General features: G+C 42.1%; 20 protein-coding genes. 10 read left to right on the forward strand and 10 right to left on the reverse strand.

The window, feature by feature from the left end:
- Positions 1-245: 245 nt before the first annotated feature.
- The 3 genes from ACR5KR_RS34020 to ACR5KR_RS34030 all read right to left on the reverse strand — a co-directional run bounded on the left by ACR5KR_RS34020 (position 246) and on the right by ACR5KR_RS34030 (position 2,068).
- Positions 246-569, reverse strand: coding sequence for a DUF6464 family protein (locus ACR5KR_RS34020; RefSeq protein ID WP_448269778.1), 324 nt, complete (start codon positions 567-569; stop codon positions 246-248).
- Between the two features lie 228 nt (positions 570-797).
- Positions 798-1,292: a hypothetical protein gene (locus ACR5KR_RS34025; protein WP_448269780.1), complete on the reverse strand. Its 495-nt coding sequence runs from the start codon at positions 1,290-1,292 to the stop codon at positions 798-800.
- Between the two features lie 158 nt (positions 1,293-1,450).
- Positions 1,451-2,068 (reverse strand): isochorismatase family protein, encoded by a 618-nt coding sequence (locus tag ACR5KR_RS34030; protein WP_445629565.1) that lies wholly within the window; start codon positions 2,066-2,068, stop codon positions 1,451-1,453.
- 119 nt (positions 2,069-2,187) lie between these two features.
- Here ACR5KR_RS34030 and ACR5KR_RS34035 point away from each other — a divergent pair, with 119 nt between their 5' ends.
- A complete protein-coding gene (locus tag ACR5KR_RS34035) occupies positions 2,188-2,565 on the forward strand; it encodes a winged helix-turn-helix transcriptional regulator (protein ID WP_445629566.1) in 378 nt (125 codons plus the stop codon).
- A gap of 60 nt (positions 2,566-2,625) precedes the next feature.
- On the opposite strand, the gene ACR5KR_RS34040 is transcribed toward ACR5KR_RS34035, so the two are convergent.
- Complete coding sequence (locus ACR5KR_RS34040) at positions 2,626-2,904, reverse strand: hypothetical protein (RefSeq protein ID WP_445629567.1); 279 nt, start codon at positions 2,902-2,904, stop codon at positions 2,626-2,628.
- A gap of 583 nt (positions 2,905-3,487) precedes the next feature.
- Here ACR5KR_RS34040 and ACR5KR_RS34045 point away from each other — a divergent pair.
- The 3 genes from ACR5KR_RS34045 to ACR5KR_RS34055 all read left to right on the forward strand — a co-directional run bounded on the left by ACR5KR_RS34045 (position 3,488) and on the right by ACR5KR_RS34055 (position 4,915).
- Positions 3,488-3,850 carry a hypothetical protein gene (locus tag ACR5KR_RS34045; protein ID WP_448269782.1) on the forward strand — a complete coding sequence of 121 codons (363 nt, stop codon included), beginning with the start codon at positions 3,488-3,490 and terminating at the stop codon, positions 3,848-3,850.
- A gap of 386 nt (positions 3,851-4,236) precedes the next feature.
- Positions 4,237-4,536 (forward strand): type II toxin-antitoxin system HigB family toxin, encoded by a 300-nt coding sequence (locus ACR5KR_RS34050; RefSeq protein ID WP_448269784.1) that lies wholly within the window; start codon positions 4,237-4,239, stop codon positions 4,534-4,536.
- The gene (locus tag ACR5KR_RS34055; protein ID WP_448269786.1) at positions 4,520-4,915 is read left to right on the forward strand and encodes a helix-turn-helix domain-containing protein; all 396 of its coding nucleotides are present in this window, start codon (positions 4,520-4,522) and stop codon (positions 4,913-4,915) included. Before ACR5KR_RS34050 ends, ACR5KR_RS34055 begins: the two co-directional genes overlap by 17 nt.
- A 174-nt stretch (positions 4,916-5,089) precedes the next feature.
- Here ACR5KR_RS34055 and ACR5KR_RS34060 read toward each other — a convergent pair whose 3' ends face one another.
- Positions 5,090-6,361, reverse strand: coding sequence for a serine/threonine protein kinase (locus tag ACR5KR_RS34060; protein ID WP_448269788.1), 1,272 nt, complete (start codon positions 6,359-6,361; stop codon positions 5,090-5,092).
- 60 nt (positions 6,362-6,421) lie between these two features.
- A complete protein-coding gene (locus ACR5KR_RS34065) occupies positions 6,422-7,456 on the reverse strand; it encodes a serine/threonine protein kinase (RefSeq protein ID WP_448269789.1) in 1,035 nt (344 codons plus the stop codon).
- A gap of 216 nt (positions 7,457-7,672) precedes the next feature.
- Between ACR5KR_RS34065 and ACR5KR_RS34070 the strand changes: the two genes are divergently transcribed.
- Together ACR5KR_RS34070 and ACR5KR_RS34075 are read left to right on the forward strand one after the other, a co-directional pair.
- Positions 7,673-8,434 carry a Uma2 family endonuclease gene (locus ACR5KR_RS34070; protein WP_448269791.1) on the forward strand — a complete coding sequence of 254 codons (762 nt, stop codon included), beginning with the start codon at positions 7,673-7,675 and terminating at the stop codon, positions 8,432-8,434.
- Between the two features lie 146 nt (positions 8,435-8,580).
- On the forward strand, positions 8,581-9,048 hold the full coding sequence (locus ACR5KR_RS34075; protein WP_448269792.1) for a GNAT family N-acetyltransferase: 468 nt from the start codon (positions 8,581-8,583) through the stop codon (positions 9,046-9,048).
- Positions 9,049-9,067: 19 nt separating this feature from the next.
- Here the strand turns inward: ACR5KR_RS34075 and ACR5KR_RS34080 are convergent, their stop codons facing one another.
- The 4 genes from ACR5KR_RS34080 to ACR5KR_RS34095 all read right to left on the reverse strand — a co-directional run bounded on the left by ACR5KR_RS34080 (position 9,068) and on the right by ACR5KR_RS34095 (position 14,622).
- Entirely contained in the window at positions 9,068-9,898 is an 831-nt protein-coding gene (locus tag ACR5KR_RS34080; RefSeq protein WP_448269794.1) for a class I SAM-dependent methyltransferase, read from the reverse strand.
- On the reverse strand, positions 9,895-11,025 hold the full coding sequence (locus ACR5KR_RS34085) for a CO2 hydration protein (RefSeq protein WP_448269796.1): 1,131 nt from the start codon (positions 11,023-11,025) through the stop codon (positions 9,895-9,897). Before ACR5KR_RS34085 ends, ACR5KR_RS34080 begins: the two co-directional genes overlap by 4 nt.
- 144 nt (positions 11,026-11,169) lie before the next feature.
- Positions 11,170-12,675 carry an NADH-quinone oxidoreductase subunit M gene (locus tag ACR5KR_RS34090; protein ID WP_448269798.1) on the reverse strand — a complete coding sequence of 502 codons (1,506 nt, stop codon included), beginning with the start codon at positions 12,673-12,675 and terminating at the stop codon, positions 11,170-11,172.
- A 90-nt stretch (positions 12,676-12,765) separates the two neighbouring features.
- The gene (locus ACR5KR_RS34095; protein WP_448269800.1) at positions 12,766-14,622 is read right to left on the reverse strand and encodes an NAD(P)H-quinone oxidoreductase subunit F; all 1,857 of its coding nucleotides are present in this window, start codon (positions 14,620-14,622) and stop codon (positions 12,766-12,768) included.
- Positions 14,623-15,281: 659 nt separating this feature from the next.
- Between ACR5KR_RS34095 and ACR5KR_RS34100 the strand changes: the two genes are divergently transcribed.
- From ACR5KR_RS34100 to ACR5KR_RS34115, 4 genes are all read left to right on the forward strand, one after another.
- Entirely contained in the window at positions 15,282-15,590 is a 309-nt protein-coding gene (locus ACR5KR_RS34100) for a carbon dioxide-concentrating mechanism protein CcmK (protein WP_012410633.1), read from the forward strand.
- A gap of 92 nt (positions 15,591-15,682) precedes the next feature.
- Positions 15,683-16,027, forward strand: coding sequence for a carbon dioxide-concentrating mechanism protein CcmK (locus tag ACR5KR_RS34105; protein ID WP_010995041.1), 345 nt, complete (start codon positions 15,683-15,685; stop codon positions 16,025-16,027).
- Between the two features lie 6 nt (positions 16,028-16,033).
- The gene (locus tag ACR5KR_RS34110) at positions 16,034-16,336 is read left to right on the forward strand and encodes a EutN/CcmL family microcompartment protein (RefSeq protein WP_445629579.1); all 303 of its coding nucleotides are present in this window, start codon (positions 16,034-16,036) and stop codon (positions 16,334-16,336) included.
- A 199-nt stretch (positions 16,337-16,535) separates the two neighbouring features.
- Positions 16,536-18,551 (forward strand): ribulose bisphosphate carboxylase small subunit, encoded by a 2,016-nt coding sequence (locus tag ACR5KR_RS34115; protein ID WP_448269802.1) that lies wholly within the window; start codon positions 16,536-16,538, stop codon positions 18,549-18,551.
- Positions 18,552-18,631 lie beyond the last annotated feature (80 nt).

The following is an 18,631-nucleotide window of genomic DNA, read 5'->3' on the forward strand; positions in this document are numbered from 1 at the left end:
TAAAGTTCCTAATCTGCAAACAAAATGATGCAGATTTACACTTTTGCACGAATTCTATTAAATCATTCTTATTTCACCATGCAAAGAGAAATATTCAAAGTGCTTGTAAATACAAATTATTATAATTAGTAATGATTTTATCATTCCCTGGTTCTAGTGCTATGAAGTCGCCAGAAAACTATCTACGTCATAGCGTCTGTGTTAACCAGGTAATTTTAGGTAGGTTAAGTATTGAGTGAGGAATCTTAAGTACTTTTTTCATTACCAGTTAATTCTCTAGGTTCGTAGTGACGGCAACCGTTACACGGCCCTTCGGGATTAATAGCACAGCGGATGTAGCCAGATCGGGCATTAAACTTACAGCTGATATCGCCAATTAAATAACCTACCCCTTCTAAATAATAGCGATCGCCTTCCACAGGTCTAAGGTTTTGCCGTCCCTGTACCACTGGAAAATTCATGGCTGCTTGCCTCATCTGCAAACGCGATCGCTGGGTTCTACGGATCATCCACAGGGAAAACAGGGACGGTAAAAAACCAACGGCAATCACTAAAAGTGTTTTTAACACCTTCTTTTTACCTCTTCTGGGCGCTGATGGATTGTCCCTGATGTTACACTCTGGTTTTACGGAAGTGCAAATATTAGGGCGGCTTTGTTTCTTTGTCACCAACTATGGTTGCAAAGAAATAATGGCAGTGTAGTATCTAGCAATTTTGAGGAATAAGTTCCTTCTGCCACTTTAATCAGCATAACTGTTACAACCTCAGAGGCGATCTGCCGTTGAATGTTGATAATTTTAAGATTTGTTGACTAATACCTTTTTGAAGAAGCGTTTTGTGTCTGCTTCAGCCCCATTCTTATTTTTTCTGTGTCGCTGCGATGCTAATCTTTTTTTGGTTTGCTGACGAAGTTGCTGTGCTAGCAGTGCAGCTTCCCTTTCGGCTCGGAATAAATCAACTTTTCGCGTTGTCAAAATAAATGATTCGTCAGACTTTCGTTTCACCCAAGGGATGCTAACTGCGAAATACTGACAAATATTTTTGCATATCTCCTTTATCAAGAATGGGCAACGTTTTTGAGTATTCATTTTGTTAGCGATCGCTTTCAACTCTAATATCGCTGCTTCTAACTCTTCCGCCATCTGATTGATGCGTTCGACTTGTGTTATAAAACGCTCCTGTTCACTGATGATTTTTTTTTCTTGGGGTTGCAGTGGCACTATAGCAGTAGTTACAAATGTAGGCTGGAACAGCAAAATGGGCTTTTTGTCTGTATCTGAGATTTTTTTCATACTACCTCAAGCAAGGCTAGCTGACTTTTAAAGCATTTTAGCAGCTAATTAGTATATTTGTACTGTATAATAATGATGCCTGCGTCTGTAGGGTAGCACAGCTGTGCTACCCTACAGACGGACAATTAATTTGGGATAATTTATTTTTTGGAAGCCTCTTAATATGGAGTGCTATTGCCTTCAATGAACTCAGGGGGCAATATATCACTAAACAGTAATTGCTGTAACTCCACGCCTTCGGGACGGCTCCAATCCTTAACTAACTCGGCAATCAAAGTGATTGTAGCAGTTAGCACAACCCCAGCATCACGCATCCGTTGCCGTGCTAAATCTTCCGAGAGATAGAATGGTGAACCGGAAGCATCCATAACTGCTTGAACACTGTAGCCTTCACGCACTGCGCTGATAGCCGGATAAACTAAACAAACGTCAGTAGTTATGCCAGCCATAATTAAATTAGTACGATTTGTATCTTTGACTGCTTGAACAAAGTTCTTATCGTCCCAAGCATTTACAATACCTGCACGCTTGATTCTTACCTCGTAAGCTTTAGGTAGACTTTGTGCTAAAGCAGTCATCAGCAAACCTTGAAACCGCTCCTCTTGGCTACTTGTCAAAACCACAGGTATTTTAAGTACCTTTGCCACTTTTGCAAGTGCAAGAGTATTCTTTTCTACCTCGGTCAGAGGCAAGTTTTTGATCAGCTTCATAGTGCCAACTTGATGATCGATCAGAAGCATAGCCGAGTTTTCTTGAGTGAAGTCAGAAAATTTCATTGTGCTATTTTTTTAGTTGACTGTTGATACGATCTTAGAAATCTCTAGACTTATTCTGAAACGAACATCAAGCATTGCACAAGTAGGAACACAAGTGTACGTAGGGATCTATCTTAAATATGGCTCAATCACCTCAAATCCTCAACGATCATCCTTATTTACGGCAGACACTTGAACTGGTTTCTGACAAATGGGTTACAGCAATCATCTACGTTCTATCCCAAGGTAAGAAACGCTATGGTGAGTTGCATAGAGAAATTGGAGGTGTTTCACAACGAATGCTAACTCGTACTCTGCGTGATTTAGAAAGAGATGGTCTTGTGAAGCGTAAAGTTTATCCTACTAATCCTCCTACTGTAGAGTATTCCTTGACAGCGTTGGGAGAAACGTTAGTTGAGCCACTTCGGCTACTATGCCACTGGTCAATAAATCATTTTCATGAAGTAGAAACTGCTAGAGAAAGTAAAGGTTTTACTACTATTTGCAGTAAAAAGTAGTTTGCCCATTACTCATGCAGAATATGGGATGTAGGGGTGCCCTTTGCACCCCAGTATAAATTATTGCGTCAAAATCTGACGGGTTAAAATACTCATCATTTCATTGGGATTAGCTGTTGGTAGTAGTGGACTCCAATCACCTACATTTGCATAGCCCAAAACATGCAACAAGTGAATGGTGGCGGTAACAGCTTTGGGTGAACCAATTAATAAATGTTTAATCCGTTCTCTTCTGGGTGATGAGTCTTGGAAAGATGAATGGAAAGGAGGTACGTCACCGCCTTTTGTGCCGAGAAACTGGGCTAGTTGTGATTTGGCGAACTTGTTTGATTGTGCCATGATAATATTTGACTCCGATTTTGGGGTTAAAAGAAGGCGATCGCAGACTCTTGCGCGAGGGCGATCGCCTTTCTTATGCTTTTATATTAAAGTATATTTTTATACTTGTAAAGATATTTTCTAAATATTTTTACATAGATTAAAGCATGAGGAATCAGGGCGATCGTTTATTGAATTCGGGCAGTCGTTTATTGAATTTGGGTAGTCGTTTATTGAATTCGGGCAGTCGTTTATTGAATTCGGGCAGTCGTTTATTGAATTTGGGTAGTCGTTTATTGAATTCGGGCAGTCGTTTATTGAATTCGGGCAGTCGTTTATTGAATTTGGGTAGTCGTTTATTGAATTTGGGCAGTCGTTTATTGAATTTGGGTAGTCGTTTATTGAATTCGGGCAGTCGTTTATTGAATTCAGATAAATCTCAATAAATTTACGTAAAAAATATACTTTTTTGTATTAAAAATTTTAAGCAATACTGAATATTGCGGGTGTCGATCGCCACAATTTTGTTTATCTTAATGTTGTAGAGACAAGGATAGAACTCAGTTTTTATCCTAGTGCACGATCGATAAAAGGAAAGTTATTTATGTCACGTCCAAAACGTGGGTCTAAAGTACTTGATAGGGCACAGCGTCGGATTGCGGCTTTGAAATCGATTAGTCCCACCTTAGATTTAGGTAATGGAATCACTATTGACACCTTTGCCGACGCCATCAAAAAAACACAGGACAAGTTGGAAGTTTATAACTCCACCCTCTCCACCGTGGATCTAACTCAGGGAACCTTTGAATTAGCCGAAAAGTCGCTGATGGAATTAACAGAACATGTGTTAGTTAGCGTAGCTGCAAAGTATGGCAAGAATAGCGATGAATACAAAATGGCAGGGGGCGTTCGCCGCAGCGATCGCAAGCGTCCAGCGCGGAAGCCTAAGCAAGAAGTTGTTATTTAATAAAGACAATAAATTTAGGTTTTTTGACACTCTCCCGAATTCCAATCGGGAGATTTTTGGTTAGGTAGTGAACCAATAGAAAAAAGATAACATTGAAAAGTCATGATTGATGTATCAAATATTTTTTTACCCCTCCCTAACCCTCCCCTTACAAAGGGGAGGGAACCGCATTTTTCTTGTTTCCCCCCTTTATAAGGGGGGACTAAGGGGGGTAAAAACGCAATTAAAATCACAGTCAATCACTTTTCAAACAACCTCTTGAGATCCTTAACTTATTACAATAATATTTTGCCGCAATGTGTTTGGAAGAATAACACAGTTCTAAAAGCCTTATAAAACCCGGAATTTAAGAGAAAATTTAAGAATCGTAATCATAGTAAATTTAAATGCACGTTATTAGTCGCAGAATTCTACGAGAATTTTGTGAGGCACATGTAGATGCAAGGGAAGCACTTTATGATTGGTATAGGATAGCAACTAAAGCTGAATGGAAAAATCTGCTTGAAGTTCAGGCTATTTATGCAAAAGCAGAAGCAGTTGGTAACTTCACTGTGTTTAATATTAAAGGAAACAATTACCGTTTGATTGCTGATATTGTTTACGAAACTCAAAGAATCTATATTAAATATGTCCTGACTCACGCTGAATATGATAAGGATAAATGGAAAAATGACCCGTACTTTTAATCCAGAATCTTATGGTAAATTGCTAGCCGAGTATCAGCCAAAAATCATTACTACGGATGCAGAAAACGAACAAGCGATCGCACTTGCATTAACCTTAGAACATCGTCCCAATCGTACACCAGAAGAAGAAATGCTGTTGCAACTGTTGGTGACTTTAATTGAGCAGTTTGAAGATACCCATTACCCAATTCTCCAAGGTACACCCAATTCGATGTTAGTACATCTAATGGACGCACGCGATACTACAACCGAAGCATTAGCTGAGGTAATTGGTTCATTGGAAATTGCCTTGCAAATTGTTAATGGCGGCACCATTAGTAAAACTCAAGCAGAAGCATTGGCGGACTATTTTAATGTAGATATCAGTTTATTTACTTAGCTTATCTTCTTTAACAACGCTTTTAAAACCAGCGCTTGGTATTGAGCCGGAAATTTAATATTTTGCTATGAGGTTAAAGGTGCGTAGATGCGTAGCGACTTGTCGTTAGACATCGCTTCTCTACTCGATACAACAGCTAGAAAATCTTTTGCCAGCTAGCTTTAGATAATAAAGCTATGAACGTGTATTAAAAATCTTATGTCCTAACCATCCAAAACCCAAGCCTAGACTAGAAGTGCTAGCCAAAATTAGAAAAGTATTAACCTTGCTAAAAGATTTTCGTAATTGTTTTTGAGCAATATCAGTCTCAGCCACAACTCCAAACACAGCCACAGCCCAAGCCATAGCCCAACCTACAGACCAAGCGACACTCCAAGCTCCAGACCAAGTGACACCCCAAGCGACACCCCAAGCTCCAGCGACAGCGACAGCGACAGCCCAAGCCCAAGCCAGACGCCAAGCCCTAGCCCCAGCCAAAATCCAAACCACAGCCCCAGCCAAAATCCAAACTGTGTAGGGAGCGTCAAACGCAGCTAAGAAGTAGCCTATCAATAGGTTGCTGAATAATAGACCAACCAACCAGCCCCAGGGAATAATTCTAGGTGATTTAGTAGCTGGTTTACCTAGAATTGCTTCTAACATTGCCAACCATACCTGCATCGACTGAGGGCGGTCTTTTGCCTCCAGTGCCATACCCTTGAGAATTGCCTTATTTATTTTGTCACTGATTCTTGGATTAATTTGTTTAGGTGATTTTAGAGAAGCATTATCGAGCTTGCGAGCTAGAGAAGTTGTAGGGCGTTGACCTGTCACTCCATAATAAAGTGTAGCAGCCAAACAATAAACATCTACTGTTGGCTCTCGACTGCCTCTGCTCATCTGTTCATAAGGCGCAAACCCTTCATTACCTAGAATACCCTTTGAACTCAGAGTTTGAGGTAAAAGTTCTTTGGCGATTCCAAAGTCAATTAATACGGCTTTGCCATTTTTCCGTACCATGATGTTTCCAGGATGGGCATCTCTATGTACTAAACCTGCTTGATGCACTACGCTCAAAGCTTCTCCAATCTGGCAGATGCAGCGTAAAATCTCTGCTTCTGGTAAAGCCCCCCTACGCTTCACTGCCTCAAATAAATTTTCTCCCTCAACAAAGTCCATCACTAAACAGTGGGTAGCACCTTCCCGAAATAAATCAATCACTCCCACAATATGAGGATGAGGGTCTTCTGATAAGCGTGCGAGTGTCCGCCCTTCTTGAATAAATCTCTCTATGTACTTTTCATATTCCGGATCGTGGCTGAGATATTCATTAGGTGTCTTAATTACAACTGTCTGGTTTAGTTCAACATGCAAAGCCTTATAAGTAATTCCGAATCCTCCCTGTCCCAGGACTGTCTCAATTACATATTTGCCACCTTGCAATTGTTGTCCTGCTATCCAGGGCATGAATACCTCTAAGTAAAAAATTACTTTAATGCCAGCGTTTTAATGAGAGTTTAGCTAATTCTACGGTGTTTTGCTAGATGACGGACTAGGAGATACTGATGGTGGACTATTAGATGGAGGGGATTTTAATTTATCCATCACAGCACCCACCCCTGCAAGTAAGCCTCCTAAAGCTGCGATCGCAGCTATCACCACTCCCCAAAACTGGATGTTTCGCTCCCAACTTGAGTTAGTTTTAGATGGTTCAATTACTGAAGGCTGCAAGTTTTCTCCAGTCAAACCCAAAGAATCGAGCCATTCCCGCATTGATTGAGGACGCTGTTTCGGGTCTAGCTTCATACCTGTTAAAATTGCTCGGTTTGTGTCTTCGCTAATCTGAGGATTCCATTCTTTTGGAGACACTAAATGCTCGCCGTCCACTTTGCGCTTTACTGCATCAACAGGTGTTCTCCCCGTTAGAAGTTTATACAGAGTAGCTGCCAGTGAATAAATATCGCTATACGCACGAGTTATAGTACCTCTAGCGTAAAGTTCAGGAGGCGTAAATCCATCAGAAGTTTCCTTAGTTCGGCTTGTGGTTAAGATATGGTCAAAGTCCAAAGCTAAACCAAAATCGATTAACACTGCTTCTAGCTGTCCCTCTCGCTTGCGCAACAAAATATTTCCTGGATGCACATCTCGATGAATCAGTTCATTTTCATGTACAACTATCAGCGCTTCTCCAATTTGCTGAATGTAACGTAGTGCATCTGGTTCTGAAAGAGTTGGTGGACGCAGGTCAGCCAAACTCACTTCATTTACATACTCCATTACCAAACACAAACAGTCTGCTTCTTCAAAGGAGTCTACGACCTCCACAATATACTTATGCTTACACTTTTGAAGCTTTAAAGCTTCCCGCAAAAACATTGTCTTTAGCCGTTCGCGTTCCAATTGATTAAGGGAATTTAGCAAGTCATCATTTAAGGTTTTAATGACAAAGCGATCGCCATTGTTATTTTTTACCAAATAAGTAATGCCAAAGCGTCCTCTTCCCAACTCTTTTTCAATGGTGTATTTTCCACCTTGCAAGCGATCGCTATCTCTCCAAGCCATCTTTGCAACTCCCAAAATGCTTAGATTAATTCTCACACAAGAGAGCTTTAATAACTTGAGCCTAGCTTTGTAGAAACACTGCGATGTCTACGACGGGTGGTTCCTGAGCGCAGCCGTTCGCGCAGCGTCTCCGACAGGAGAAGGGCTACGCCTACACTTTTTTCTCCCTCTATTGCTAAACTAAAAACAACCTTTAGCTAGTGCAAAGGTAACTTTATGACCTCTACCATCAACCCCGCTGACCTCACTCCTTTCCCAGACCACACGCAGCTACCAGAGTCTGATGGCACATTTGTGAAGAATTTCCAGGAACATCCCCAAAGCATTCTGATTACCGACTCGATTCAACCGATATTACAAAAACTTCACCCTGATGGGCAATATTGTATTGGTCAAGATTGTGGCATCTATTGGCGCTTAACTGACCCGCCAGAAAAAGGCGCAGTCGCACCGGACTGGTTTTATGTCGCCAATGTCCCGCCCTTATTCGACGGGCAAATACGCAGGTCTTATGTACTGTGGCGAGAATTTATTGCCCCATTAATTGCCTTAGAATTTGTCTCTGGTGATGGGAGTGAGGAACGAGATCAAACTCCTTGGAAAGGCAAATTTTGGATTTATGAGCAAATAATTCGGACTCCCTTCTACGGCATTTATGAAGTGGATAAAGCCAGCATAGAAGTGTATCACTTAATTGAGGGCAAGTATCAGCCATTACCAACAAACGAACGGGGACATTATCTCATACATCCTTTAGGCGTTGAGCTAGGTATCTGGCATGGAGTTTACCAAAATATGCAATTACCTTGGCTACGTTGGTGGGATTTGCAAGGTAATTTGTTGTTGACTGGCGATGAAAGAGCAGAAGTTGAACGCCAACGCGCTGAACAAGAACGCCAACGTGCTGAACAAGAACGCCAACGAAATGAGATTCTGATTGCTCAATTGCGATCGCTTGGCATTGAACCAGAAGCATAATATCGATCAAAAATCAACTACTTATTTACATCCATTCCGTTATGGATGGAAGAAACAAGTCAAATCCTCTTCCCTTCTGCCCTCTGCCTTCTGCCTCCTGCCTCGTTTCTTAGAAGAGGAATTATTTGTGATTAATTACTTTCTTTATGAAATTAAGAATATACGAAATAGCTGATACCGAAGAAATTATGAAGTTGTTCTACGACACTATTCATGAAGTGAATATTCACGATTACACACAAGAACAAGTAGCTGCTTGGGCACCAGCAAATATGGATACTGAAGTTTGGATTAAAAGTTTAGGAAGTAAGTTTACTTATGTAGCAGAAGAAGACAAAATTATTGGTTTTGGAGAATTAGAGGCTAATGGTCATATCGACCGTTTCTATTGCCATAAAGATTTTCAAAGGAAAGGTGTTGGTAAGAAAATCTTAGAACAGATTGAATTAAAAGCAAACTCTTTAGGGTTAGAAAAGTTATTTGCAGAAGCTAGTATTACAGCTAAACCTTTCTTTGAAAGTCAGGGATTTATTGTTATCAAAAAGCAAGAAGTAGAGCGTAGAGGGCAAAAGCTGATAAATTTTGTCATGGAAAAATACTTAAAAAATTACTAAATTCAAAGGTTTTTCTAGCTTATGGTTTGTAACCGAGAGTCAGCATCACAGAAGCGGGAATTTCCACACCATTTTCTGTGATATACTTTGAGGCTCCCTCGATAATTGCGTTTTCAATATTACGCCGTTGCTCATCGGTTTGCATTGCCAATATCGACCCCAGACGCACCGAACTTACAGTAATCTTTGGCATCACATCTTCAGGTGTAGAGAAAGTCCATGTGATGGGCAGTTCGGTGACAGATACTTGAGTAAATCCCTCGGCGCTTAAAACCATTTCGCATTCAGTGCGATCGCCAAAGCGAAATAGGGGTGGCCCAGAAGGTAAATTCACATCCATGCTGCCATAAGTCTGCACCGAACCCAGTATCAGAGCCATAAATGGATTGCGTGTTGGCGGTGTCCAGCAGGTGAAAGCGTAGCGTCCTCCCGGTTTGAGTACGCGAAAGGATTCAGCGATCGCTTTTTCGGGGTTTGGGAAATGGAGAATACCCAAGTTACAAACCACCGCCTCAAACTGACCCGACTCGAAAGTTAAGTTTTCAGCGTCTCCTTGATAGAATGACCCTTGAGGACATCGCACTTTGGCAATGGCCACCATATTCTCTGCAAAGTCTAATCCTGTGACTATAGCCTGCCGCTTTAGTGCTGCGGCACTAAGCCAGCCAGTGCCGCAAGCCACGTCTAGCAATCGAATACCACCCTTAGCTCCCACAGCATCCAATATGGCTTCATCTACCTGAGAAGTCACAACAGCGATCGCGCGATCGTATTCTTGAGCTACAAGAGAAAATTTGTCGCGCTCAAATTGCTTGAATGCCTCGTGAGTAATGGTGGAATCATCTGTCATTTATTCACATCCAGCAACCGCGAAGTTTGGAACCGACTCATCCACTTCTCTAAATAAACTAGATTACCTTTTTGCTCATTTGGATCTTTAGTATCTAAAGGATGAGGCATCAGTCCCAAAATCGTTGCTGTGGTCACGCAAAACATCGATTTTTGGAAACTCATGCAAATTTGAACTCGCAAATCATCTTCACCCCGAAGACTGCGACGATAAATCTCGTGCAAATATTCTGGAAGATAATGACGCATATCTTGCATCAACAAGGTAGGAGGAATACCCGCGCCACCGATGGGTAAAGGATCGGCATACAATGCACCATATTGAAATCGACTTTGATCTGGGGAGATTTGATAAGCTTGGGCGTTGTATGAAACAGTACCTTGGAAAGGAGTTCCCCGGAAAAATACTGCCTCTACATAAGGTATTGCTGTATCTGCTAAGAAAGTCAAACCAACGCTTTTAGGAATTATTTCATAGACCTGATCTCGAATTTTGACAGCATAGGTAATTGGGTTTGATGCATTTGCCACTAACCCGGCTTTAATGTGGTCTACAACTTGGGGAATCGATTTGATTTCGCCTCGGTCATAGCGGTCTGATAAGTTGAGGAACATATCGGCCATGACTCGCCAAAATTGACCTAAACCGCTGTAGTAAGCAGAGACGCGCAACTGTTCTGTTAAGAAATCTGGAAACAGTTGGTTAATACCCAAAATCAAGGGATTATTTTTAAATTTTGCGTTGATAACGGCTTGCGCTCTTTCTTGAAATTCTTGTGTATCTAAATACGTATCTAGTCCGCCGCCACCATGCCACATCATGCCTTTCATGCAATATTCGGCATATTCAAAATTTATTCGGTCATGCCACCAGTGACGGAGTAATTTCTGAAAAGAAACGTCTCCATTAAAGTATTTAAAAAATGGGAAAAATACTAAAAACTGATGCTCGGCAATATAGTTAAGATTTATTGAATAAGCATCTAAAACTACTCCATAGCTTTTCAGAATCCCAACAACTTCCAATACATTCTCTGGACTATCAAAGAGTAATGCATCTCCATTTTGTAGGCGTTCAATATACTCAGCTAAAGGATTGTGAGTAGCTTTCTTTTTAATAGTTACCATTGCCATCTCTCCAAAAAGTTTAGGAATTGGGGCATTGGGCATTAGGAGTGCTGAGTTAAGAGTTAGGAGTTAGGAGTTAGGAGTTAGGAGTTTTGTTTACCCCCTTGTCCCCTTGTCCCCCTATCTTCCTCATCTCTCCATTCCCTACTCCCCATTCCCCATTGCTTTATCTAAGGACACTGTTGCTACTACGTTTTGGGTATTTATCATTGCTGTAATTGTTGGTTCAGTCCAACGCACTAACCAACTAGGTTGAATGCCAAAAATCACAATCAGCACAGCTAAAATTGCAGCTGGGATGCGATCGCTCCAATACACACGTGGTAAATTAACAACAGGTGAAGATAAACGTCCAAAAAAGGCGCGGTTGACGAGTATTAAGAAATAAACTGCTGTTAAACCAGTACCAAGCATACATAACAAAGTTTGCACTGGAAAAACTGCAAAACTTCCCCGATAAATTACGAATTCGGAAATAAACCCTAGCATTCCCGGTATACCAGCGCTGGCCATAACTCCGACAATCATCAAGCTACCGATTACTGGCATACCCCGTTCTGGGTTCAGCAATCCTTTGATGATTGCTAAATCACGGCTTCCGGCTTTTTGATACACAACCCCTACCAGCAAAAATAGCATTGCCGAAATCAAGCCGTGGCTAATCATTTGCATCACAGCACCCAACACACTTAAAGGTGTACCCGCCGCCGCCGCTAGAAGCACGTAACCCATGTGTCCAATGGAGCTGTATGCTACCATTTTTTTCATATCGCTTTGGGCGATCGCACAAGATGAACCATAGAGTACGCTCACTACTGCCCAAATCGCCAACCAAGGAGCCACATAAGCCCAAGCTTCTGGTAACAAGTTCATGCCAAAGCGCAGTAAGCCGTAGGTTCCCAACTTCAACAGCACCCCAGCCAATAGCACAGAAATCGGCGTCGAAGCTTCAACGTGAGCATCTGGCAACCAAGTATGGAAGGGAACCAAGGGAATTTTAATTCCAAAACCGATCAAAATTCCCGCTAGCAATAAAAGCTGTGTGGCTAGAGGTAGAGTTGTTGCGTTCAAGGTTGCTAGTGCAAAATTAGAGGAACCACTCAGCCAAACCATACCCAGGAAACTTGCTAAAAGCAGGATTCCCGAAACGGCTGTATAAATCAGAAATTTAGTCGCAGCATAACCGCGTTTGGAGCCACCCCAAATGGCGATCAACAAATACAGCGGAATTAGTTCCAATTCGTAAAACAGGAAAAATAACAGTAAATCCTGTGCTAGAAAGGCTCCTGTCACCCCAGTGTTTAATAATAATATTAAAGAGTAATAAAATTTCGGACGCTGTAGGGATTCATCGCTGCTGTAAATGGCAATACAAGTTAACAATCCATTTAAAACCAGCAACGGCAAAGATAAACCATCTATCCCAAGGTTATAATTTAACCCTATAGCATCTATCCAAGGGAGAGATTCAGCAAACTGTTGAGTAATTTCTCCTGGATGGAACTGACTTACTAATACGATTGTCCACAAGAAAGCGATAATCGCAAAGACCAAAGCCACCCTACGGGCAAATTTCCCACTGATGCTAGAGGGCGAGAAACCAATTAAAGCCGCGCCAATCAACGGCACTAGAATTAAAACACTAAGCATAGACTTCGGGTAAGGGGAGATGAGGCATGAATAACAGCCGCGATAAATCGCGTCTCTACGTTTTGTACAGACGCGATTTATCGCGTCTCTCTAAAAAGGCAATTTATCTAGTAAACCCAATGACCAACTGATGAAAAAACCCAGGACGCTGACAACTGCTAGGATGGTCAACATATAGCCCTGAGATTGCCCAGAAATGCTGTACTTTAAGGTTTGTCCGCCGAAAATGGTCGCAAACCCAACCAAGTTTACTAAACCGTCAACCAAGTAGCGATCGCTCCAAGCAGAGATTTTAGATAGCAGTGCTACTACACTTACCACGGTTACAAGATAAACTCGGTCAATATAAAAATCATAACCTAACAAATCTTGCAGAAATCTCCACGTTAAGATTCTGGATCTTGACCAAGCTTTGTGCAGGTAAACTGTACACCCTACACCTACCCCCACTACGGTAGACCCAAACAAGGCTAACACCACATACCAATTAATACTTTCCCAATCTGGTAGTAAGTACCATTGCTGTAGCATCAAAGGTAGAAGCAGAGTCAGCACTGTCAGAAACACCATTGGGAAGGCCATCTGCCAACCAACTTCTGGGGTACGACGGGTCTTTTGTTGCGGTTTACCCCAGAAGACTAATCTAAATACTCTCGTCAAATTCAATGCTGTCAAACCATTGACTAATATTAAAACCCCAATTACCCAAGGGCTAATACTCACGAAACCGTCAGCCCATGCTAACATTGCCCAGAAACTTCCCAAGGGGAGCAGTGTTACCATCCCGGCTGAACCAACTACAAAGGCTGTGGTGGTGGCTGGCATCCGCGACCACAAACCGCCCATTTCTGTTAAATCTTGGCTTTGGGTAGTTAAGATGACTGAACCAGAACTCATAAATAATAACGCTTTAGCGATCGCATGAGCTAACAGCAACATCAAGGCTACACCCCCTTGCTGTAACCCCACTGCTAAAAACACTAACCCCATGTATGCACTGGTGGAATGAGATAGCGATCGCTTAATGTCAATTTGAGCTATGGATACTAATGTCGCTCCAATCGCCGTTACTGTACCCATGACTACCAAAGCATTTAAGGCAACTGGCGACAGCGCTAATAATGGTTGAAATCTATACAGTAAATAAGCACCACCAGCTACTACCAGAGAATTCCGCATTACCGAGGCAGGGTTGGGCCCTTCCATTGCCTCATCTAACCACAGATGTAGTGGAAATTGGGCACATTTACCAGCAGGCCCAGCAATTAGTGCCAACCCTAGCAGCGTCGATGTCATTGGGCTTAAATTAGCTGTTTGCGCCCACTCATATAAATCCGAAAAGTTCAAACTCCCAGCTAAGGTAGAAAGTGTCACTACAGCCATCAGCAGCAACAAGTCTCCTACCCGTTTAGTCCAAAATGCATCCCGCGCCGCTGTCACTACTAATGGTTGAGCGTACCAGAAACCCACCAGCAAGTAAGTCGAAAGCGTCAGTACTTCCAAAAGGGCATAGCTGAGAAACAAAGAATTGCTAATCGCTAAACCATTCAGCGCTGCTTCAAAGAATCCCAGCAGCGCAAAAAAACGCGCTAACGACCAGTCTTTTTCCATGTAACCCAGAGCATAAACTTGTGCCAGTAAGCTTAACCCTGTAATTAAAACTGTTGCCCCAATGCTGACTGGCGATAGTTCCAAGGCAAAAGATAAGTCTAAATCTGCTGCTTTGAACCAATTGACTAATAAGTTTTCTGGTTCTCTATCCCAGATAGTTTTAAATACAAACAGGCTATGGACAAAAGCTAAAACGGTCGTCAACAAGTTGAAGTATGCCGCAGGTCTTGGCCCTGTTCGCCTAATTATTCCTATTCCCCACGGCAAGGTCAAAATTGCACCTGATAAGCTATACAAAGGCACAAACCAACTTGTTGAAAATAGAAATTGCTCCATTTAAATTTCCCTTAATGACTCAGCCTTGATTTTAAAAAAATTCCAACCAATTTTTTATTTAATAAAATTAATTTACCAAAATTACCAATGTTTCTTTACTATTATTTTAACTTAACTTCCAGAAGTACTTTTACTTAACGCTACCCTATTAAATATTAAGTAAAATATAACTTTACATAAGCAAAAGCATTTACTTGCCTTAATATCACTGACCTTTTTACATTTGTATTTCTACTTTCACCAAAGTAATTTATACAATATATTTAAAAAACTTATGTATGTTTTACCTAGTCATTGTACACTTAGAAATATTTGAGAAAAGATAGATACAGCAAAACATACAGCCGCTGTTTACCTTCGATCGGATAGGATTAGCCCTGGTTATGAATGTCGTTTTATAAATGTGATAAAGAAATTATAAAGCATAAGTGCTTGCTCAAGGAATCTGTAAACTTTAATTGCTCAGAAGCCTAGATAACTTTTTGTTAAGTTTTTTAAAACTTTCTTATCATAAACTATTATAGTAATTTATATTGCCAGGAACGCCAAGCTTTCCTATGCTTAATTTGGAAGTGTTTTCTTAGCTATAAGATCAGGCTCTCCCCGTCAAAAAATTCAAACGACAGTACAGATTGCATTAATTTTGTAGGAGTTCTGCGATGCCAATTGCAGTTGGAATGATTGAAACGAAGGGCTTTCCAGCAGTGGTGGAAGCTGCTGATGCGATGGTGAAAGCCGCCCGTGTCACCTTAGTAGGGTATGAAAAAATTGGTAGCGCTCGCGTCACCGTGATAGTTCGGGGAGATGTATCGGAAGTGCAAGCATCCGTAGCTGCTGGGGTTGAAGCGGCAAAAAGAGTCTTTGGTGGTGAAGTGTTATCCACTCATATCATTGCTCGTCCTCACGAAAACCTGGAATACGTCTTGCCGATACGTTACACAGAAGCGGTGGAACAATTCCGTACTTAAAAGCTGTTTAAACAAAGTAATTAACGCTTTTTGCCTGAAAAGAGTATCACTTTTGTCCAAGACTAAAAACTTTGAAATAGGGATTAAAACTAATGTCAATTGCAGTGGGAATGGTTGAAACGCTGGGCTTTCCAGCAGTGGTGGAAGCTGCTGATGCAATGGTGAAAGCTGCCCGCGTCACTTTAGTAGGTTATGAAAAAATCGGTAGTGGTCGGGTGACGGTAATTGTTCGGGGTGACGTTTCGGAAGTGCAAGCTTCTGTGGCCGCAGGAGTTGAATCTGTAAAGCGGGTCAACGGCGGACAAGTATTGTCTACTCATATCATTGCTCGTCCTCACGAAAACTTGGAATACGTCCTCCCAATTCGTTATACCGAAGACGTAGAGCAGTTCCGGGAAAATGTGAATGCAATTCGTCCTTTTGGTAGAAGACCGTAATTTGTAATGCAAGTTGCCAAAGTTCGCGGCACAGTAGTTAGCACCCAAAAAGATCCGAGTCTTAGAGGTGTAAAACTACTGTTGTTACAATTAGTGGATGAAAACGGAAACATCCTGCCACAATATGAAGTAGCAGCAGATAGTGTAGGAGCAGGAGTAGATGAGTGGGTACTTGTCAGTCGTGGCAGTGTTGCTCGTCAAGTGCTTGGAAATGAACAACGTCCATTAGATGCAGTAGTAGTGGCGATCGTAGACACCATTCACGTTGAAGATCGCCTAATTTACAGCAAAAAAGATCAATATCGATAGTCATTAGTCATTAGTCATTGGTCATTAGTCACTTGTGCTGCCCTTCGACTACGCTCAGGAACCTTGTTCGGTTAGCGTCTCTAAGAGAAGCTGTTAGCGCAGTCTCTCCAAGAGTTGTATTAGTTATTAGCTGTCGACAAATGACAAAAGACAAATGACAAATGACAACTGACAATGACAATACAGGAGGAATCTCGCGATGGCAGTCCGCAGCACGGCGGCACCCCCAACCCCGTGGTCAAGGAATTTAGCTGAACCCAAAATCCATGAAACTGCTTTTGTGCATTCATTCTCCAATCTGATTGGGGATGTACGAATAGGTGCAAATGTAATCGTTGCTCCGGGGACTACGATTAGAGCGGATGAAGGCACACCTTTTTATCTGGGTGAAAACACCAACATTCAAGATGGTGTTGTCATTCATGGGTTGGAGCAAGGCCGAGTAATTGGCGATGACCAAAATAAATACTCAGTATGGATTGGTAAAAACGCTTGCATTACCCACATGGCTCTAATTCACGGGCCAGCTTATGTAGGTGATAATTCCTTCATTGGCTTTCGCTCTACGATATTTAATGCCAGGGTGGGTGCAGGTTGCATCGTAATGATGCACGCTTTGATTCAAGACGTAGAGATTCCCTCTGGGAAGTATGTACCTTCGGGAGCGATAATTACCAGCCAGCAGCAAGCCGATCGCTTGCCAGATGTGCAAGATCAAGATAAAGAATTTGCTCATCATGTGGTTGGAATTAATCAGGCATTACGAGCTGGTTATCTCTGTGCTGCGGATACTAAATGTATAGCACCCATTCGGGATGAGAACGCTAAATCTTATACAGGTAATGGTATTACTGTTTTAGAGTTGGAAAGGAGTAGTGAAGTGTCGAGCAATAGCTTGGGTGGAGAAACAATAGATCAGTTGCGGTATCTATTGGGGCAAGGGTATAAAATTGGTACGGAACATGTAGACCAAAGACGTTTCCGCACGGGTTCTTGGACTAGTTGCCAACCAATCGAACCGAGATCCCTCGGTGAAGCGATCGCAGCATTAGAAGGCTGTCTACAAGAGCATAGCGGCGAGTATGTCCGACTGTTTGGCATTGACAAAGGTAGACGGCGCGTGCTAGAAGCCATCATCCAACGTCCCGATGATGATGCAAAACCAGCTAGCAGCTTTAAAGCGCCGGCTAGTCATGGCAATAACAGTTACAGCAGCTACAGCAGCAGTAATGGTAACGGTAACGGTTCTAGCAGTGGCACAATCAGTGGCGAAACTCTAGAGCAAATCCGCCAACTCTTGGCAGGTGGTTACAAAATTGGTATGGAACACGTAGATGAGCGTCGTTTCCGTACTGGTTCCTGGACTAGTTGCACGCCAATTGATGCAACTTCCACAAATCAAGTCATCTCCGCTTTGGAAGAATGTATAGCAAGCCATCAAGGTGAGTATGTACGTTTAATCGGTATTGACACCAAAGCAAAACGGCGGGTGTTAGAGACCATTATTCAACGTCCAAATGGTCAAGTAGCCTCCTCTGGTGGTCAGAAATCATATACTAGTACTAGTAGTAGTACAGCATCCTATGATAGGGGAACAGCTAGCACTAACCGTTTGAGTTCTGAAGTAGTAGACCAACTTCGGCATTTATTGGCTAGCGGCTCAAAAATTAGCCTTGAACACGTGGATGAGCGCCGCTTCCGGATAAATTCCTGGACTAGTATCGGTCAAATTCAAGCCTCCTCAGAAAGAGAAGCGATCGCCGCCATAGAAGCACACCTCGGCGAATACGAAGGAGAATATATACGCTTAATTGGGATTGACCCGAAAGCCAAACGACGGGTATTAGAAACCATTATCCAACGTCCAAATGGTCAAGTAGCCTCCTCTGGTAGTCAGAAATCATATACTAGCAGTGCGCCCTCTGCAACAGCAACAGCAACAGCTACTAGTACCCGCTTAAGTAGTGAAGTAGTAGACCAACTCCGGCAATTATTGGCTAGCGGCTCAAAAATTAGCATTGAACACGTAGATCAACGACGATTCCGTACAGGTTCTTGGACTAGCACTGGTCAAATTCAAGCCTCCTCAGAAAGAGAAGCGATCGCCGCCATAGAAAGACAACTCGGCGAATACCAAGGGGAATATGTGCGCTTAATTGGTGTTGACCCCAAAGCCAAGCGTCGTGTATTAGAAACGATTATTCAACGACCTTAAGGAGTTAGGAGTAGAGACGCGATTAATCGCGTCTGTACAAGAGTTGGGAGTTAGAAGTTAGGAGTTAAAAAAGATTGTTA

The sequence above is a fragment of the Nostoc sp. DSM 114159 genome (assembly GCF_053470285.1).

What these genes read in the sequence shown, in the direction of transcription:
- ACR5KR_RS34025 (WP_448269780.1), bottom strand. Translation starts at nt 1,292, where the DNA reads ATGAAAAAAATCTCAGATACAGACAAAAAGCCCATTTTGCTGTTCCAG.
- ACR5KR_RS34030 (WP_445629565.1), bottom strand. Translation starts at nt 2,068, where the DNA reads ATGAAATTTTCTGACTTCACTCAAGAAAACTCGGCTATGCTTCTGATC.
- ACR5KR_RS34035 (WP_445629566.1), top strand. Translation starts at nt 2,188, where the DNA reads ATGGCTCAATCACCTCAAATCCTCAACGATCATCCTTATTTACGGCAG.
- ACR5KR_RS34040 (WP_445629567.1), bottom strand. Translation starts at nt 2,904, where the DNA reads ATGGCACAATCAAACAAGTTCGCCAAATCACAACTAGCCCAGTTTCTC.
- ACR5KR_RS34045 (WP_448269782.1), top strand. Translation starts at nt 3,488, where the DNA reads ATGTCACGTCCAAAACGTGGGTCTAAAGTACTTGATAGGGCACAGCGT.
- ACR5KR_RS34050 (WP_448269784.1), top strand. Translation starts at nt 4,237, where the DNA reads ATGCACGTTATTAGTCGCAGAATTCTACGAGAATTTTGTGAGGCACAT.
- ACR5KR_RS34055 (WP_448269786.1), top strand. Translation starts at nt 4,520, where the DNA reads ATGACCCGTACTTTTAATCCAGAATCTTATGGTAAATTGCTAGCCGAG.
- ACR5KR_RS34060 (WP_448269788.1), bottom strand. Translation starts at nt 6,361, where the DNA reads ATGCCCTGGATAGCAGGACAACAATTGCAAGGTGGCAAATATGTAATT.
- ACR5KR_RS34065 (WP_448269789.1), bottom strand. Translation starts at nt 7,456, where the DNA reads ATGGCTTGGAGAGATAGCGATCGCTTGCAAGGTGGAAAATACACCATT.
- ACR5KR_RS34070 (WP_448269791.1), top strand. Translation starts at nt 7,673, where the DNA reads ATGACCTCTACCATCAACCCCGCTGACCTCACTCCTTTCCCAGACCAC.
- ACR5KR_RS34075 (WP_448269792.1), top strand. Translation starts at nt 8,581, where the DNA reads ATGAAATTAAGAATATACGAAATAGCTGATACCGAAGAAATTATGAAG.
- ACR5KR_RS34080 (WP_448269794.1), bottom strand. Translation starts at nt 9,898, where the DNA reads ATGACAGATGATTCCACCATTACTCACGAGGCATTCAAGCAATTTGAG.
- ACR5KR_RS34085 (WP_448269796.1), bottom strand. Translation starts at nt 11,025, where the DNA reads ATGGTAACTATTAAAAAGAAAGCTACTCACAATCCTTTAGCTGAGTAT.
- ACR5KR_RS34090 (WP_448269798.1), bottom strand. Translation starts at nt 12,675, where the DNA reads ATGCTTAGTGTTTTAATTCTAGTGCCGTTGATTGGCGCGGCTTTAATT.
- ACR5KR_RS34095 (WP_448269800.1), bottom strand. Translation starts at nt 14,622, where the DNA reads ATGGAGCAATTTCTATTTTCAACAAGTTGGTTTGTGCCTTTGTATAGC.
- ACR5KR_RS34100 (WP_012410633.1), top strand. Translation starts at nt 15,282, where the DNA reads ATGCCAATTGCAGTTGGAATGATTGAAACGAAGGGCTTTCCAGCAGTG.
- ACR5KR_RS34105 (WP_010995041.1), top strand. Translation starts at nt 15,683, where the DNA reads ATGTCAATTGCAGTGGGAATGGTTGAAACGCTGGGCTTTCCAGCAGTG.
- ACR5KR_RS34110 (WP_445629579.1), top strand. Translation starts at nt 16,034, where the DNA reads ATGCAAGTTGCCAAAGTTCGCGGCACAGTAGTTAGCACCCAAAAAGAT.
- ACR5KR_RS34115 (WP_448269802.1), top strand. Translation starts at nt 16,536, where the DNA reads ATGGCAGTCCGCAGCACGGCGGCACCCCCAACCCCGTGGTCAAGGAAT.